General features: G+C 45.9%; 17 protein-coding genes. 16 read left to right on the top strand and 1 reads right to left on the bottom strand.

Annotated features, from left to right (window positions below):
* Positions 1–30: 30 nt before the first annotated feature.
* The 15 genes from CYJ37_RS22775 (at position 31) to CYJ37_RS22705 (ending at position 15,195) form a co-directional block, all read left to right on the top strand.
* Complete coding sequence (locus CYJ37_RS22775; RefSeq protein WP_308302727.1) at positions 31–336, top strand: DnaJ family domain-containing protein; 306 nt, start codon at positions 31–33, stop codon at positions 334–336.
* A 176-nt stretch (positions 337–512) separates the two neighbouring features.
* Positions 513–833 carry a YrhK family protein gene (locus tag CYJ37_RS22770; protein WP_257964289.1) on the top strand — a complete coding sequence of 107 codons (321 nt, stop codon included), beginning with the start codon at positions 513–515 and terminating at the stop codon, positions 831–833.
* A gap of 282 nt (positions 834–1,115) precedes the next feature.
* The gene (locus CYJ37_RS22765; RefSeq protein ID WP_101552062.1) at positions 1,116–2,108 is read left to right on the top strand and encodes a LacI family DNA-binding transcriptional regulator; all 993 of its coding nucleotides are present in this window, start codon (positions 1,116–1,118) and stop codon (positions 2,106–2,108) included.
* Between the two features lie 176 nt (positions 2,109–2,284).
* Positions 2,285–3,568, top strand: coding sequence for a sugar ABC transporter substrate-binding protein (locus tag CYJ37_RS22760; RefSeq protein WP_101552154.1), 1,284 nt, complete (start codon positions 2,285–2,287; stop codon positions 3,566–3,568).
* A 101-nt stretch (positions 3,569–3,669) separates the two neighbouring features.
* Positions 3,670–4,926, top strand: coding sequence for a carbohydrate ABC transporter permease (locus CYJ37_RS22755; RefSeq protein ID WP_101552060.1), 1,257 nt, complete (start codon positions 3,670–3,672; stop codon positions 4,924–4,926).
* Positions 4,927–4,928: 2 nt separating this feature from the next.
* Entirely contained in the window at positions 4,929–5,777 is an 849-nt protein-coding gene (locus tag CYJ37_RS22750; protein WP_101552059.1) for a sugar ABC transporter permease, read from the top strand.
* Between the two features lie 26 nt (positions 5,778–5,803).
* Positions 5,804–7,864, top strand: a complete 2,061-nt coding sequence (locus CYJ37_RS22745; protein WP_101552057.1) for a beta-galactosidase — start codon at positions 5,804–5,806, stop codon at positions 7,862–7,864.
* 161 nt (positions 7,865–8,025) lie between these two features.
* Complete coding sequence (locus CYJ37_RS22740; protein ID WP_009792476.1) at positions 8,026–9,015, top strand: LacI family DNA-binding transcriptional regulator; 990 nt, start codon at positions 8,026–8,028, stop codon at positions 9,013–9,015.
* Between the two features lie 24 nt (positions 9,016–9,039).
* On the top strand, positions 9,040–10,230 hold the full coding sequence (locus tag CYJ37_RS22735; protein WP_101552055.1) for a galactokinase: 1,191 nt from the start codon (positions 9,040–9,042) through the stop codon (positions 10,228–10,230).
* Positions 10,227–11,216: a UDP-glucose 4-epimerase GalE gene (galE, locus tag CYJ37_RS22730; protein WP_009792474.1), complete on the top strand. Its 990-nt coding sequence runs from the start codon at positions 10,227–10,229 to the stop codon at positions 11,214–11,216. The genes CYJ37_RS22735 and galE overlap by 4 nt, the downstream gene beginning before the upstream one ends.
* A gap of 12 nt (positions 11,217–11,228) precedes the next feature.
* Positions 11,229–12,728, top strand: coding sequence for a UDP-glucose--hexose-1-phosphate uridylyltransferase (gene galT, locus CYJ37_RS22725; protein ID WP_101552053.1), 1,500 nt, complete (start codon positions 11,229–11,231; stop codon positions 12,726–12,728).
* 44 nt (positions 12,729–12,772) lie between these two features.
* The gene (locus CYJ37_RS22720) at positions 12,773–13,819 is read left to right on the top strand and encodes an aldose epimerase family protein (RefSeq protein WP_101552051.1); all 1,047 of its coding nucleotides are present in this window, start codon (positions 12,773–12,775) and stop codon (positions 13,817–13,819) included.
* Positions 13,820–14,129: 310 nt separating this feature from the next.
* Positions 14,130–14,399, top strand: a complete 270-nt coding sequence (locus CYJ37_RS22715) for a hypothetical protein (RefSeq protein WP_101552048.1) — start codon at positions 14,130–14,132, stop codon at positions 14,397–14,399.
* Positions 14,400–14,405: 6 nt separating this feature from the next.
* On the top strand, positions 14,406–14,960 hold the full coding sequence (locus tag CYJ37_RS22710; RefSeq protein WP_101552152.1) for a GNAT family N-acetyltransferase: 555 nt from the start codon (positions 14,406–14,408) through the stop codon (positions 14,958–14,960).
* 34 nt (positions 14,961–14,994) lie between these two features.
* Entirely contained in the window at positions 14,995–15,195 is a 201-nt protein-coding gene (locus CYJ37_RS22705; RefSeq protein WP_101552046.1) for a transcription initiation factor TFIIIB, read from the top strand.
* A gap of 104 nt (positions 15,196–15,299) precedes the next feature.
* On the opposite strand, the gene CYJ37_RS22700 is transcribed toward CYJ37_RS22705, so the two are convergent.
* Positions 15,300–15,608 (bottom strand): hypothetical protein, encoded by a 309-nt coding sequence (locus CYJ37_RS22700; protein ID WP_101552044.1) that lies wholly within the window; start codon positions 15,606–15,608, stop codon positions 15,300–15,302.
* Positions 15,609–15,881: 273 nt separating this feature from the next.
* On the opposite strand from CYJ37_RS22700, the gene CYJ37_RS22695 reads away from it, so the two are divergent.
* On the top strand, positions 15,882–16,901 hold the full coding sequence (locus CYJ37_RS22695; RefSeq protein WP_101552042.1) for an NADP-dependent oxidoreductase: 1,020 nt from the start codon (positions 15,882–15,884) through the stop codon (positions 16,899–16,901).
* The last annotated feature ends 284 nt before the right edge of the window (positions 16,902–17,185 follow it).

Genomic DNA, 17,185 nt, shown 5'->3' with positions numbered 1-17,185 from the left:
ATAGGTAAACGCTATGATGGGAGGCCTTCCATGGACAGGAAATACAACGATTTAATTGGCGATATTCTTGAAAATGCAGGTGAAAAAGATAACTTCAGCGGTAAAGGAAAGCCGCTGCCTAAAGAGTATTTGGAGCAGGATACCTACCAGCGTTTTCAGAAAATCGCCAAGGATGCGGGTTATTTGCCGCCTTGGCTCAAGCTCCAGAAAGAAATCTCCGAAATGGTCCATGCATGCCACTCAGAGCAGGATGCTGCTGCTATTAACGAAAAGATCAGGAAATACAATATGGCATGCCCCCCCGCCGATGCAGAAAAACATTATCCGCTTCCATGACCTGGAACAGGCAAAGAGGATCTGGCAGGTATAGGGGACTTTAACAGCTGCTTGCGGGCGGCTTTTTATTTTGTAAAAAAGAGAGGAACTTAGATACAGGCTTCACTCCTTCCGCTTTATTTTCCAGTAAATAACACGCATCCTTGCAGTGAAAAAGGGAAAACCCCAATGGGAGGGTGATTGCATTGCAGATTGAAAAAAAGGTGTATGATAATGATGAGGATGTGTATATTCAGGTAGGGAAGTATAAAATGATTGTGGAAAAAAGGTATAATCTGCTTTCCTGGCTGAATGATTTCTTTCTTGGTGTCTTATATTTTATCGGAAGCATCCTGTATTTAACTGATGTAGATCAAAGAATAGCTATATCATTTTTCCTCGCTGGCAGTGTCCTGATGATTGCCAGGGCGGTTTTAAATATATTGAAGGACTTGCATATCAGGAGTATTAAGCCGGGCAGCGGTAAAGGAAGATTGAAGGAACGGGAAAATGAATAACAGCTGTGGTCGGGAGAAGCTAACGCTGTCTCTCGATTTTTATTTACACATTGGCATATGATTTTCAATTTCCTTATACCAGGTTGTCGCTCACTGCAGAAGAATATACAATAAAAGAAGAGGAAGAAATTTGAAGGATTTTTAATCTCCTTGACTGCAGTAGTGTATTATAAGTAAAATATAAGTAAAATATTTTACTTAAGATGCTTGAACTGCTGTATGCGGAGATTTGGAATAGGAAAAGAAGCTGCAGTTTGCGTTTGAAGAGGAGGCGGAGGGTTAATGGCGACAATTAAAGGGATTGCAGAGGAAGCGGGGTTTTCGATTTCGACCGTCTCCCGCGTTTTGAATAATGATCAAAGCCTTTCAGTGCCGGATGAGACCCGGGAAAAAATTTATGAGGCGGCAGAAAAGCTTAATTATCGCAAGAAAACAATTAGGCCGCTCGTAAAGAATATTGCTTTTTTGTATTGGCTTACAGACATTGAAGAACTGGAAGATGTATACTTTAAGTCGATGAGGCTGGAAGTGGAAAAACTTGCGAAGCAGATGAATGTTGAATTGGAAACTTATAAAATATCAGAAGGTATCAATCGCATTCCCGAAGATATAGAAGGCTTTATCGCAGTAGGGACTTTTTCCGATAAAGAGCTTGAACATCTAAAGGGACTAACTAAGAATGGAGTATTTATAGACTCGACCCCTGAGCCGAATATTTATGATTCGGTCAGGCCGGATCTCGCTCAGATAACGAAAAGGACAGTTGATTTCTTTATGGATAAAGGGCACAGCGATATAGGCTTTGTTGGCGGCACTTTTCATAATCCTAACACCGGCGGAGAAGAAATGGATCTTCGTGAGAGAACCTTCAGGACTTATATGGAAGAGAAAGGATTGCTGAAGGAAGAATATATTTTCTGCCATAGAGGATTTTCCGTGGAGAATGGATACAAATTAATGAGTGAAGCCATCAGCAAGCTGGGGGGCAATCTTCCTTCTGCCTTCTTTATTGCAGCAGACCCCATTGCGGTCGGCTGCCTGCAGGCATTAAATGAGCATGGCTATGCCATTCCCAATAACGTAAGCGTTATCAGTGTGAATAATATCAGTGTGGCTAAATATGTATCTCCGCCGCTCACCACTTTCCATATTGATACAAAGGAGCTTTGCAAAAATGCTTTGGAAATGCTGCTGGAGCAGCTGGTGGAAAAGCGGAAATATGTAAAAACCTTATATTTAGGTTCGGAATTGATTGTCAGAAAAAGTGCGGATTAAGCTTTATGTAAGTAGGCGTCTCCATTAGGAGACGTATTTTCTTTTTTTCGTAAACTTTTTTACTTATTTTTAGTAAATTAATATAGACATATTTTCCTTGTGATGCTATATTAATTTTAGTAAAACGCTTTCATAAGGATTTCAGAATAGTCAATTATAAAGAAGGGGTGTCAATGATGAAAAATGTTAAAAAGTATTTCGGCATCATGAGCGGTATTGCTTTAAGTTTATCGTTAGTGGCTTGCGGCCCTCAGGAAAGCAGCAGTGATTCGTCAGGAAAGAAAGAAACAGCGGGTAAGAACGGCTATGATTTACTGGTTTGGGAAGATATAGAGAAGTCTGACGGCATTAAAGATGCCATTGCTAAATTTGAAGAAGATAATGATGTAACAATTAAAGTGGTGGAGAAACCATACGCACAGCAAATTGAAAATCTGCGTTTAGACGGTCCTGCTGGCACAGGCCCGGATGTACTGACTATGCCTGGAGATCAAATCGGGACAGCAGTAACAGAAGGGTTGATCAAGGAACTTTCTGTGGGGGACGAAGTGAAATCTATCTATACGGATGCAGCGATGCAATCCCAAATTGTCAATGAAAAGGCATATGGCCTCCCTAAAGCAGTGGAGACAACAATGCTCTATTACAATAAAGACCTGGTTTCAGATGAGGAACTTCCTCAGACGCTGGAAGAATGGTATGACTTTTCAAAAGAAACTTCAGATGGCAAAACGTTTGGATTCCTTGCTCTGTTTGACCAGATTTATTATGCCCAAAGCGTCATGAGCGGTTACGGCGGATATATCTTTGGCCGTGATGACAGCGGTAATTATGATCCAGCTGACATTGGCCTTAATAATGAAGGAGCAGTCGAAGGCGCCAAAGTTATCCAGAAATTTTATAAAGAAGGTCTTTTCCCGGCTGGGATCATAGGGGAGCAGGGAATCAATGTTCTGGAATCCCTTTTCACGGAAGGCAAGGCGGCTGCCATCATTTCCGGTCCATGGAATATTGAGCCATTCGCCAAAGCAGGCGTCAACTATGGCGTAGCCAAACTTCCGGCACTTGAGAATGGTGAGAATATGAGCTCGTTTATAGGTGTAAAGAGTTATAATGTCAGCTCTTATTCCAAGAATGCCGAGCTTGCTGAGGATTTAGTCGAATTCCTGGCAAATGAGGAAAACTCAAAAGCGAGATATGAAATCACTAAAGAAGTGCCGGCTGTCCAGGCGTTGGCTGATGATCCGGTAGTAACAGAAAGCGAAGCTGCCCAGGCAGTTGCGGAACAGGCCCAGTATTCTGAACTGACGCCTAATATTCCGGAAATGAACGAAGTGTGGACTCCTGCCGATGCGGCACTGCAAACGATTGCTACAGGCAAAGCGGAGCCAAATGAGGCGTTAGATCAGGCTGCCGGCACAATCAAAGGCCAAATCGAAGCGAAGCACGGCAAAAAATAATTAAAAGAATAATGGTGCCAAACGGTTACATGGTTTGGCACCATTTATGTTAGTGACAAGAAAACCATCCATTTGGATATTGGTTAAAGAGGTGAAAAACAGTGTCACATAGTCGAAAAGCATTGCTGTTATCCATAATCCCCGGAGCGGGCCAGTTTTACAATAAGCAATGGGTGAAAGGCCTTCTGCTGCTTCTTCTGGGGGCATCCTTCTTCCTTGTTTTCGGTGACCTGCTGAATATGGGTTTCTGGGGAATCTTCACTCTGGGAACAGAAGTCCCCCGTGACAATTCGATCTTTTTGCTGGCTGAAGGAATCATAGCCATCATAGTTACTTGCTTTGGGCTCGGATTATATTATTTCAATTTGCGTGATGCTTTTGTGAATGGAAGATTGAGAGATGAAAACAGGAAGCTCAATTCTCTTAAAGATCAGTACCAAAACCTGATTTCACAGGGCTATCCATATGTAATCAGCGGTCCTTCTTTGTTCATCCTGATTTTTGCGGTCATCTTCCCAATCCTATTCAGTTTTGCGCTGGCATTTACCAACTATGATCTCTATCACTCACCTCCTGCCAATCTGGCAGACTGGGTGGGCCTTGAAACGTTTGCCCAGATCTTTACGGTTGATATCTGGCGCGCAACCTTCTTCGACGTACTTGCCTGGACGGTTGTCTGGACTCTGGCAGCTTCTTCGCTGCAGGTTTGCCTGGGCATCTTAATGGCGGTCATCGTGAACAACAAGGACATTAAGTTCAAGAAATTTTTCCGGACAGTCTTGGTGCTGCCGTGGGCAGTTCCTGGATTTGTTACGATCCTGATCTTTGCCGGGCTTTTCAATGACAGCTTTGGAGCGATCAATAACGATATCCTGGCGGCACTTGGAATAGACCCTGTGCCTTGGATGACGGATGCGAACTGGTCGAGGCTTGCTTTGATCCTTATGCAGGGCTGGCTCGGATTTCCGTATATTTTCCTTGTGACAACGGGAGTTCTGCAATCCATTCCGGATGATTTGTATGAGGCGGCAACCATTGACGGGGCCTCCGTTTTCGCGAAGTTCAGGTTTATTACGATGCCGATGATCCTGATTGCAATGGCACCGATCATCATCACGCAATTCACGTTCAATTTTAATAACTTCAATATTATCTATCTATTTAATGGCGGCGGCCCGGCAAGCGCCGGTTCAACAGCGGGCGGTACTGATATTCTGGTGTCATGGATCTATAAGCTGACGATGCAGTCCAGCCAATATTCGCTTGCTGCAGCCTTGACGATTCTGCTGTCTGTTTTTGTTATAGCGATTGCCCTATGGCAATTCAGGCGGACGAACTCATTTAAAGAGGGGGCTTGAAGATGGCGAATGTGAAAAAGAGAAAGTTCGTGCACCTCTTTATTTTATATTTCATTTTGATAGCCATGTCGGTGATCATTATTTATCCCCTCCTTTGGACAGTAGGGGCAAGCTTCAACCCGGGCAATAGTTTGATCAGTACATCCATCATTCCGGAGAATCCGACGCTGGATCATTACAGGGAACTGTTTGCCGGCAAAGACAGCCTCCAGTATGGCCAATGGTATCTTAACTCTTTGAAAATCAGTATTTTTACTATGATCGGGACCATTTTGAGCGTTTCCTTTACAGCGTATGCTTTTTCCAGATTCCGTTTTAAGGGTAGGAAGAATGCACTGACCTTATTCCTTCTCCTGCAGATGATCCCGCAATTTTCAGCATTGATTGCCTTGTTTGTTCTGGCTCAATTGCTGGGAATGATGAACAGCCACTGGCTGCTGATCCTGCTTTATATCGGGGGGCAGATCCCGATGAATACGTATCTGATGAAGGGATATATGGATTCCATCCCGCTTGATCTTGATGAAAGTGCCAAGATTGACGGCGCCAGCAATACAAGGATTTTCTTTCAGATTCTTATGCCGTTATCGAAACCGATGATAGCTGTCGTGGCGATGAACGGGTTCACGGGCCCGCTCGGGGATTTTGTATTGTCTTCTACCATCCTTAGAACACCTGAGTCCTATACACTTCCCATTGGATTGTACAATCTGGTGAATGAGGTAATGGGTGCGAGTTATACAACTTTTGCAGCGGGTGCCATCTTGATCAGTATTCCAATCGCCATCATTTTCATCGTGCTTCAGAAGCACTTTGTGTCTGGATTGACGGCTGGAGGAACGAAAGGCTGATAAGCTGCACCGGGAGGAGAGTTTAAATGTCAACACTAAAGAAAACACAAGTGACAAAAGCGGATTTTATGCTTCATGGAGGCGATTATAATCCTGATCAGTGGCTGGACCGCCCTGATATACTGGCCGATGACATCAAATTGATGAAGCTTGCGCATACAAATACCTTTTCAGTGGGGATCTTCGCCTGGAGCGCCCTTGAACCTGAGGAAGGGCATTTTACCTTCGAATGGCTTGATGAGATCATCAATAATATCGACGGAATCGGCGGCAAGGTAATCCTTGCTACTCCAAGCGGCGCCCGCCCTGCATGGATGTCGCAGAAGTATCCTGAGGTCCTCAGGGTAAACGGAGAGAGGGTCAAACAGCTTCATGGCGGCAGGCACAACCATTGCTTTACGTCTGAGGTCTACCGCGAGAAAACTCGGAAGATCAACAGGCTCCTTGCTGAAAGATATGCAGGCCACCCTGCGCTCCTGATGTGGCACATTTCCAATGAGTATGGCGGGGAATGCCACTGCAGCAGCTGCCAGGCAGCCTTCCGGAACTGGCTGAAAGACAAATACAATCATAGTCTCAAAGCATTGAATGACGCCTGGTGGGGTCCTTTCTGGAGCCATACTTTCAGCGATTGGGAACAGATTGAGTCCCCTTCGCCGATCGGGGAAAATGCCGTTCACGGCCTTAACCTGGATTGGCGCCGCTTTATAACAGACCAGACGATCTCTTTTTATAAAAACGAAATCGTACCTTTAAGGGAGATTACACCCGGTATTCCAATCACAACCAATTTTATGGCAGATACAATGGATCTTATCCCGTTCCAGGCCCTTGATTATTCCAAGTTTGCCAAGCATCTGGATGTCATCAGCTGGGATGCCTATCCTGCCTGGCATAATGACTGGGAGTCCACAGCGAATCTTGCCATGAAGACAGCTTTTATCGATGATTTATACCGCAGTCTGAAACAGCAGCCGTTTCTGCTGATGGAGTCTACGCCAAGCGCTGTAAACTGGCACCCTGTCAACAAAGCGAAGCGTCCCGGCATGCACCTTTTATCTTCCATGCAGATGATCGCCCACGGATCTGACAGCGTTATGTATTTTCAATGGCGCAAGTCAAGGGGGTCATCTGAGAAGTTCCATGGAGCGGTTGTAGACCATGATAATAGTGCCGATAACCGGGTCTTCAAGGAAGTCGCGGCAGTGGGTGAAACTCTTGAAAAGCTTTCTGCTGTCGTAGGAACCAGCCGCCCTGCTGAAGCTGCCATCCTGTATGACTGGGAAAGCAATTGGGCCCTGAACGATGCCCAGGGGTTCGGTCTGGAAACGAAACAATATCCGCAAACACTACAGGAACATTACCGCACCTTCTGGGAGAAAGATATTCCAGTCGATATCATCACGAAAGAGCAGGATTTCACGGCATACAAGCTGATTATCGCCCCGATGCTGTATCTGGCAAGCAAAGAAACGATTGCTAGGCTGAAATCCTTTGTGGCCGGCGGCGGTACGCTGGTCATGTCCTATATCAGCGGTGTAGTGGACGAAAATGACCTGGTTTATTTCGGCGGATGGCCGGTGGACCTCCAGGAAACCTTCGGGCTAAAGCCTGTCGAGACTGATACTTTATATCCTGGGGACAGCAACACGGTAACATATAAAAACAAACAATATGTGCTGAAAGATTATGCGACTGTGATAGAACTGGCCGGTGCCAAAGCCGACGGGATATACGAACAGGATTTTTATGCCGGTCTCCCGGCTGTCGCAAGCCACCAGTTTAAAGAAGGAAATGCGTATTATATCGGGGGTCGCCTGGATGCTCAGTTCCACCGTGATTTTTACAGCGGATTAATGGCTGAATTGGACTTAAAGGCCGCTTTCCCTGTTAAGCATGAGAGCGGGGTTTCTGTGCAGGTAAGGCAGGATGAGGAGAAGGATTATATATTTGTCATGAACTTTACTGAAGAGAAGCAAGCTGTGGTTTTTGAGCAGCAGGCAAAAGAGATTCAGACAAATGAAGAACTGTCCGGCGAAATCACTTTGAAACCGTACGAAGTTAGAATAGCAGAAAGAACCAGATAAAAAGAAAGGGGTGATCCTGATGCGGTCACTCCTTTCTTTAATAGATGAGGAATTGTTAAATTAAAACTTTGTAAACTTTTTAGTAAAAACATTGATTTATTTACTAAAAGTAATAAAATAAAAGTAAGCGATTTATTCATTTGTACGGAAGGAGGCTGAGTATGGCGACAATCAAGAAAATAGCAGAAAAAGCAGGGGTATCGATTGCCACTGTTTCCAGGGTGCTCAATTATGATGCTTCCCTGTCAGTGACAGATGATACCCGCAAAAAGATTTTTGAAGCCGCGGAAGAGCTTGATTATAAGAAAAAACCTGTCAAAAAGGATGCCGCATTAAAAATTGCAGTCGTTCACTGGTATACAGAGAAAGAAGAGCTGGAAGATCTGTATTATATGTCGATCCGCTATGGCATTGAGCAGCGCTGCCAGCAGCTCGGCATCCAGTATGCCAACTATTTTTATGATGACCTGGAAAAAGCCAGAAGTGAAAGCCTTCAGGGCATTATAGCTGTCGGAAAGTTCAGCAGGGCGCAGGCTGATGCTTTGGGGGAAATTACGGACGCTGTTATTTTTGCAGACTACAGTCCGGATGAAGACCGGTATGACTCTGTTGTCGTAGATTTTGAAAAAGCGGCAGTGAAAATACTGAATTATTTAACAGGTAAAGGCCATCAAACCATTGGCTATATCGGCGGACAAGAGGTTTTTAAAGACGAATCGGGCGGAATTGAAGATGCACGTGAAAGAGCCTACAGAAATTATATGGCAAGCCGCGGGCTTCTGGATGAAGGTAATATCTATATCGGAAGCTTTACGGTGGACAGCGGCTATACGCTGATGAACAAGATGATAGAGGATAAAGGGGAGAGTCTCCCGACCGCGGTATTTGCAGGCAATGATCTGATTGCCATCGGCTGCCTGAGGGCCCTCCACGAAGCCGGCATCCAGGTTCCGGAGCGTGTCAATGTGATCGGGATCAATGATATCAGTGTATCCAAATATATATTCCCGGCGCTGACCACCTTGAAGGTGCATACAGAGCCGATGGGCGAGGTGGCCGTCGACTTATTCTTGGAAAGAAATCAGGGCAGGAAGATCGCAAAGAAGGTGTTTCTTGCGACTGAACTGATTGCCCGGAGCAGCAGTTTCTAACTTTGTGAAGCAGGAGATGACGATATGGAACTTCAAACAATGATTAATGACTTTCAAACCATATATACTGACTCTATGGTAGGGGATGCCAGGCTTTTCTTTTCTCCAGGGAGGATCAATCTGATCGGGGAGCACACTGACTATAATGGCGGCCATGTATTCCCCTGTGCCATTACGCTTGGGACATATGGAGCGGTTAAGAAGCGGAACGACAGGATTGTCCGGGTATATTCAAAGAATTTCCCTGATGCAGGCATCGTCGAATTTTCGTTGGGTGAACTGGAGTATAAAAAAGAACATGGCTGGGCGAATTTTCCGAAAGGTATGATTGCTTATATAGAAGAAGCCGGCTGGAAGCTGCCAGTCGGGATCGATTTATACGTGTACGGGAATATCCCGAACGGCGCCGGGCTTTCTTCATCTGCTTCACTTGAAATACTGATCGGAGTAACTGTTAATGAGCTATTTGGTTTTAATATCGGAAGGATTGAACTTGTAAAGCTTGGGAAAAAAGTCGAGAACGAATTCATTGGCGTCAACAGCGGCATCATGGATCAGTTTGCCATTGGCATGGGCCAGGCTGGAAGCGCCATCCTGCTTGACTGTAATACTTTGAAGTATGAATATGCCCCTATCAATCTGGAAGATTATCAGATCATGGTCATGAATACGAATAAGCGCAGGGAGCTGGCAGATTCAAAGTATAATGAACGGCGGAGCGAGTGTGAAGCAGCGCTTGCTAAGCTTCAGTCTAAGCTTTCCATTTCATCACTTGGTGAATTATCAGAGGATGAATTTGAACAGCATAAGCAGCTGATCGGGGATAAAGTCCTGGAAAAAAGGGCGAAGCATGCCGTCTGTGAAAACCAGCGGACGCTAAAAGCTTTCAAGGCTTTGCAGGAAGGGCGCCTTGAAGACTTCGGAAAGCTGATGAATGAGTCGCATCAGTCGCTGAAAAATGATTATGAAGTAACCGGAAAAGAGCTCGATGCTCTGGTGGAAGCCGCCTGGCAGCAGGAAGGCACGCTTGGGGCCCGTATGACCGGTGCGGGGTTTGGCGGATGTGCGATTGCCATTGTTGAGAAAGACAAAGCTGCTTCTTTCATTAAAGAGGTAGGCAAAAAATATATGAAAAGAATCGGCTATGCTGCAGATTTCTACGCAGCAAGTGTCGGGGATGGAACCAAGGAAATCATTTTGGAGGTGCATGGATGAGTATTTTAGTTCTTGGCGGTGCAGGATATATTGGTTCACATGCTGTTTATCAGCTGATCGACCAGAATTATGAAGCGGTAGTTGTTGACAGCCTTGAGACAGGCCACAGGGAAGCGGTTCACCCGGATGCGAAGTTTTATCAGGGGGACATCCGCGACAAGGAGTTTCTGCGCAGTGTGTTTGAAAAGGAAAGCATTGACGGCGTCCTCCATTTTGCGGCCAACTCTCTTGTGGGCGAATCTATGGAGAATCCGCTGAAATACTTCAACAATAATGTCTACGGTACTCAGGTGCTGCTCGAAGTGATGAACGAGTTCGATGTAAAGAATATTGTGTTCTCTTCAACCGCAGCCACCTATGGAGAGCAGAAAACAATGCCGATCACGGAAGAGATGTCTGCCAATCCTACGAATGCCTATGGCGAAACCAAGCTGACGATGGAAAAAATCATGAAATGGTGTGAAGCGGCCCATGATTTGAAATATGTATCACTCCGTTATTTCAATGTGGCGGGAGCAAGACCCACAGGTGAGATCGGGGAAGACCATCAGCCTGAGACCCATCTGATCCCGATCATTCTTCAGGTGGCCCTCGGCCAGCGGGAGCATATTTCAATCTTCGGCGATGATTATGATACAGAAGATGGAACCTGCATCCGCGACTATATTCATGTCGAGGATCTGATCGGCGCCCATCTGCTTGCCCTGCAATATCTGCAGAATGGCGGAAAAAGCGAGATCATTAATCTCGGAAGCGGGCAGGGCTTTTCTGTTAAGGAAATGATCGAAGCGGTCAGAGAGGTGACCGGGCATGAGATTCCGGCTAAAGTCGTTCCAAGAAGAAGCGGGGACCCAAGCACCCTCATCGCTTCATCAGAAAAAGCAAAAACAGTTCTTGGATGGAATCCGCAGAGAACAAGCATCAAGCAGATCATTGAAGATGCGTGGAGCTGGCATCAGGCGCATCCGCACGGCTATAACGATTAAGGAGGGCTTGGAATGGACGTTTATACGAGCATAGAGACGCTGGTGAGCAGGGCGGCAGCCCTCGGAATGATTGAGCAGCGTGACACAATTTATGCGCGAAATCAAATCATGTCTTTGATTGGGCTTGTTGACTATCCGGAGCATGCCGAAGCAGGGGAAAAGAGTATTCCCGATCTTTTGGAAGACCTGGTTGAGCATGCGGTGGCTGAAGGCATTATAACCAGCCTTGAAAGCGATAAAGATATTCTCTCAAGCAAAATTATGGATGTGCTTGTTCCAAAGCCTTCTTCTGTGAATAAAGAGTTCTATGAAAAATATGAGAAAAGCCCTGCTAAGGCCACCAGGTATTTTTACGATCTCAGCCGGAACAGCAACTATATCCAGACCAAAAGCATTGCAAGGAATATCAATTATAAAATCGCCACCGATTATGGCGAACTGGACATCACGATCAATCTGTCCAAGCCGGAGAAGGATCCGCAGCAGATAGCACGCGAACGGGAGATAAAAGTGGTCTCCTCCAATTATCCGAAGTGCCTGCTATGTGCAGAAAATGAAGGATATGCAGGGCGTCCGGGGCATCCGGCGCGCTCCAACCACCGGATCATCGACCTGGAGCTGTCTGATGAACCGTGGTTCCTGCAGTACTCTCCTTATGTATATTACAACGAGCACTGCATCGTCCTTTGCGGGGAGCACCGTGATATGAAAATCGACCGCAGCACTTTTGCGAGACTGCTCGAGTTTACAGGGAAGTTCCCGCATTATTTCGTTGGCTCCAATGCGGATCTGCCGATTGTCGGCGGATCCATACTCAGCCATGATCACTATCAGGGCGGCAGCTATGAGTTTGCTATGGCAGGTGCAGATGAAATAGGCTCGTTCCAGCTGAGCCGTTTCCCCGATATAAGCGCCAGTATGCTGAGATGGCCGCTGTCTGTTATCCGCCTGAAAGGCAAAAAACAGGAAGAGCTTGCAGATGCAGCAGAGATGATCCTTGAAGCATGGGTTCAATACAGTGATGCAGAAGCTGAAATTGAGGCATTTACAGGAGAGACGAGGCATAACACTATCACACCGATTGCAAGAATGCGGGATGGACTTTATGAATTGGATCTTGTCCTCAGGAACAACCGCATGAGCACTGAGCATCCGCTCGGCATTTTTCATCCGCATGCCGATGTCCATCATATCAAAAAGGAAAACATCGGCCTGATCGAAGTGATGGGGCTGGCCGTTCTGCCTGCGCGTCTGGAAAAGGAAATCAGTGAGATAGAAAAGTTCCTGCTGGATCAGCCTTCAGAGGTAAAGGATTACCACCTGCCATGGGCTGCTGAAATGAAAGAGAAGTATGCTGCTGAGTTAACCGGTGAAACAGCCGGATCTATTATACGTAAAGAAATCGGGTATAAGTTTGTAAGGGTCCTTGAAGATGCAGGCGTGTTCAAGCAGACTGAATCTGGCCTGGCGGCTTTCAGCCGGTTTGCTGGCTTTCTGGCAGAGCTTGATTGAGTGCAAATCCGGAACACATATTTAAAAGAATGGGAGTCTTGCAAATGAAGGCAGTTAAAGAGAAGTTTGCAGAGCTGGATGGACGGACAGTTTCCATCTTTACATTAGTAAATAGGCAGGGGATGGAGGTTTCCTGCCTCGATTATGGGTGCACTATCACAAAAATCCTTGTGCCGGACCGGGATGGGCAGATGGAAAATGTAGTCCTGGGCTTTGATACTCTGGAAGAGTACCAGCAGCATTCCCCATACTTTGGAGCAGTCTGCGGGCGCCATGCCGGGAGGATTGCCGGCGGGGAATTTGAGCTGAATGGCAAAACCTATAAGCTGGCCAAAAATAACGGCGGAAATAATCTTCACGGCGGAGTAGAGGGGTTTGATAAAAAGCTCTGGGATGCAGAAATCTCCGAAGGGCCGGATTATGCAAGTGTCATTTTCAGGTATGTCAGCAAAGATGGCGAAGAAGGCTATCCAGGAAATCTTGAGATGAAGGTTACTTACACATTGAATGACCGGAACGAGCTGGAGATCAGCTATGAAGGGACCAGTGATGAAGATACGATTGTCAATGTAACGAATCATTCGTATTTTAATCTGAGCGGAGATCTGAAAAGGGATATCCTCGATCATGAACTGACGCTTAAAAGTGACCGGTTTGCGGAACTGAATGAAGCGCTCATCCCGACCGGCAAGCTCGTGCCTGTCAATGGAACGGTATTTGATTTTACAGAGGGCCGAAAACTCAAGGATGGGAACACTTCGGATAACCCGCAGAATATACGGGTCGGCAGCGGCTATGACCATCCATTCCTCCTCGCTGAAAACGAGAATGAAGAAATCAGCTTATATGACGCAGAAAGCGGCCGGCGCCTTGTAGTTGAAACCGATCAGCCTGCAGTTGTCCTTTATACAAGCAATACACTGGAGGGGCCATTCTCCATACGCGGTGTAACAGCAGCCAATCATTTGGGCGTTTGCCTGGAGACCCAGGGGCTGCCGGATGCAGTGCATCACCCGGAATTTCCATCCTGTATTTTGATAGCAGGGGAAAGCTTCCGGTCAGTTACTGCTTTTAAGTTTTCACAAGAATAGTAGGGAGATAATAGGCTAAGCCTGTACAGTATATCTGTGCAGGCTTTTCTATTGGTACAGGAAGTAAAAGCATTCTTATAGAGATTTGTTCAGCATTGAGGGACGGGGATAACTGGTTACCTCAAGAAGTATTCTGAAAATCTTTCCAGTAGAATGCAACTTAATCGAATCTTCGTCGTAATATAGAGACAGACAGGTATCCCGCTGAAAGGATTTTCTATAAATCAAGGAAACAAATGCTCTTAAAGGTTCTCTAAAATGCAATCCTTTTTAAACCAGTGTTTTCTAATTTAGAAGGGAGTTATGACCAATGAAAAAGGTAAAGCTGTTCGCGGGTCTATTCTTAAGAGAACCGCTGTGGTTCAAGATTTTGATCACAGGATCTCTGCTTTTGTCGATTTTATTCAGCAGTTCTGTTTTCTCAGATGATTCAATCTTTCAAGGGGCTTCTAAAGCTGCGGCTGCCGTATTCTTTGTAGCCTGGGGGATAAAGCTGAAGGCTAGCCGGGGGGCTGCAGCCGCTATGTTTTTAGCATCTGCAGTATGCCTTGTTCTGGCAGCATCGGCAGTTTATCAATAGATGAGGATGAAAGAAATGCATATCAGAAGACCTGTTTACGGGGATACAGCGGAACTGAATGGCTTTTTTAGAATGGTGATCACCGATACGTTTAACAAGGAAGGCATCGGAGGGCTTTTAGATGATATTGAGAAAGAGATTGAAGTAAAAAAAGAGTACCTGCTGGAGGATCTTTCAAGCCGGGGGGAGAATCGGTATTTTCTGCTTGCGCAGGTGGATGGAAAAGTGATCGGCACTGTTGAATTTGGACCCGCCAGCAATCTGATCCTGGAAGGCACTGGCTGGGAGTACAGCGGTTTATTTGAAGTGGGCACAGTTTTTGTCCACCCTGATTTTCAAGGCCGGGGAATCGGCAGCCGGCTGCTGAGCAGCCTGCACCCTGTCTTCTGTGAAAGGGGAATTGAAGAGTTTTGCCTCGACAGCGGGTATAAAAGGGCCCAGGAAATATGGAAGCGGAAGTTTGGACAGCCAGTGGTTGTCATGGAGAATTATTGGGGAAAGGGTTCCCATCATATGATTTGGCGGCCGCGGAAGGATGAGCTGCTGGGGAATTTCAGTTAAATACAAAAGAGCACTAAAAAAGGAGGAGATACCGATGAAAAAAATAGCAGGAGAATGCCCGAAATGCGAAGGGAAGGAATTGGGCAAAGGCAGTCAGCACGGATATGGGACAATCATACCCGACAATAAGATGAGCTTTGGATCACCCGTTGAGCATATCATCTGCACTGGCTGCGGGTACATAATTGAAAGCTACGTTACAAAGCCTGCGAAGTTTAAGGGGACTATTTTTTAGGAGGATGCTGCCAGTGTCAGGCACCGTGTGTAGACAAATAGCGGGTATTTGTCTTTTTGCGGTGCCAGGCACGCTGAACGAGGAAGAGGCATGATCTCAGCCGATCATGCCTTTTCCTGCTGCTTCCATTTATAGTAGTTGTAGCAGAACTGGCCGATGAACACGAAGAACAGCAGGGCGGAAAGGGACAGCTTATAGATAGTTTCAAGTTCCGTGAGATAAAACATCAGGGTCAGGAGGAGAATGATGAAAGGAAGCTCCCATAAAGTACGGATCACTTTTCTTCTATGGCTCAATTGATAGTAAGACAAAACAAATCCCTTGTCCTTCTTTTTTCCGTCCTTCGTAATATAGGATATAAATGCAGAAAGAACTAAAACGATGCAAAGGTTAACAGCAAGTATGGTCGGCATAGGGGTTCACCTCTTTCATGATTATCATCAGGGATGGAAGAGTTGTAATTACATAATCTTCCTTGTCATTATATACGAACGAGCAGCCATTTTGTTTCACCGTGTCTGGCACCCTTCGTGGACAAAAGGCTGAAAACTGTCTTTTTGCGGTGCCTGGCACGGCGGGAGGAACGCTGGGTATTTCGTCGGGATATGCGGAAGCTGGCCCTTCAAGATTGAATCACCATTCAGCAATATGGTAAAGTGCAATTATCATTTAAGAGGAGGATAACCATGCTACCGAATACTCAGCAGCAAATTCAGCTTGCTTCACGTCCGAAAGGGACACCTGTGAAGGATGATTTCCGTTTTGCCGATGTTAAGGTCGAGGAGCCGAAGGAAGGAGAGGTTCTTCTTCAGACGGTCTATCTGTCTGTGGATCCTTATATGCGCGGGCGGATGTCTGACGCAAAATCGTATGTAGAGCCATTTAAGCTCGATGAGGCGCTTCACGGCGGAGGGGTGGCCAAGGTCGTAAAGTCCAAGTCGGATGCTATTAATGAAGGTGATTATATTGTCGGAATGCTGCCATGGCAGGAATATTCCGTTGCCTCAGAAAAGGCTGTCCGCAAAATTGATCCTCAGGTTGCACCGGTCTCAACTCACCTTGGGATCCTGGGAATGCCAGGTTTGACTGCCTATTTTGGGCTTCTTGATATCGGGCAGCCGAAGGAAAATGAAACCGTCGTTGTTTCAGGTGCGGCAGGAGCAGTAGGATCCGCAGTCGGCCAGATTGCTAAGATCAAGGGTGCCCGGGTAGTCGGGATTGCAGGGTCTGATGAGAAGATTTCTTATCTGAAGGATGAGCTTGGATTCGATGAAGCCATCAATTACAAAACAGCTGGCGATATTCGCGAGGCTTTGGAAAAGGCCTGTCCGGACGGCATTGATGTTTATTTTGAAAATGTCGGCGGAGAAATTGGCGATGCAGCCATCAGCCTTTTGAACAAATTTGGCAGGGTGCCGGTATGCGGAGCTATCTCAGCTTATAACAAGCAGGGTGAAGATACAGGTCCGCGCGTCCAGGGCCAGCTGATCAAAACGAGCGCGCTCATGAAAGGCTTCACAGTCGGGGATTACGCCAGCCGCTACAAAGAAGCAGCTGCCGACCTCGGCAAATGGGTCAGCGAAGGAAAGCTCAAATACGAAGAAACAGTAACGGAAGGATTTGATAATATCCTTGATGCCTTCCTTGGACTATTTGAAGGAAAGAATATGGGCAAGCAGCTGGTGAAGGTTGCAGAAGATAAATAAAAATGAATGAAGGGAAGCGCTGGTCCAGAGGGGCTGGCGTTTTCTTGTTTTTACCATAAAATGTATTATTTGTTGAATCAAGTGATTTTTATGTAGAAAAAAGCAAAATTTATGTAGAATCATTCAGTTTTTATGTAGAAATATTAAAAAATTTGGTAGAATCATATTCATTTAGATAATCTATCGCTATCTTACATCGGAATTTTCCTGTATTTAATTATGAAAACGTTTACGGCAGTGATTTATAATAAAGAAAAACACAAATTCCTGCATGGAGGGGTCAA

This window comes from Bacillus sp. UMB0728, from assembly GCF_002858875.1.
Taxonomy (GTDB): domain Bacteria; phylum Bacillota; class Bacilli; order Bacillales; family Cytobacillaceae; genus Bacillus_AB; species Bacillus_AB infantis.
This window is presented reverse-complemented; position numbering and strand designations above follow the sequence as displayed.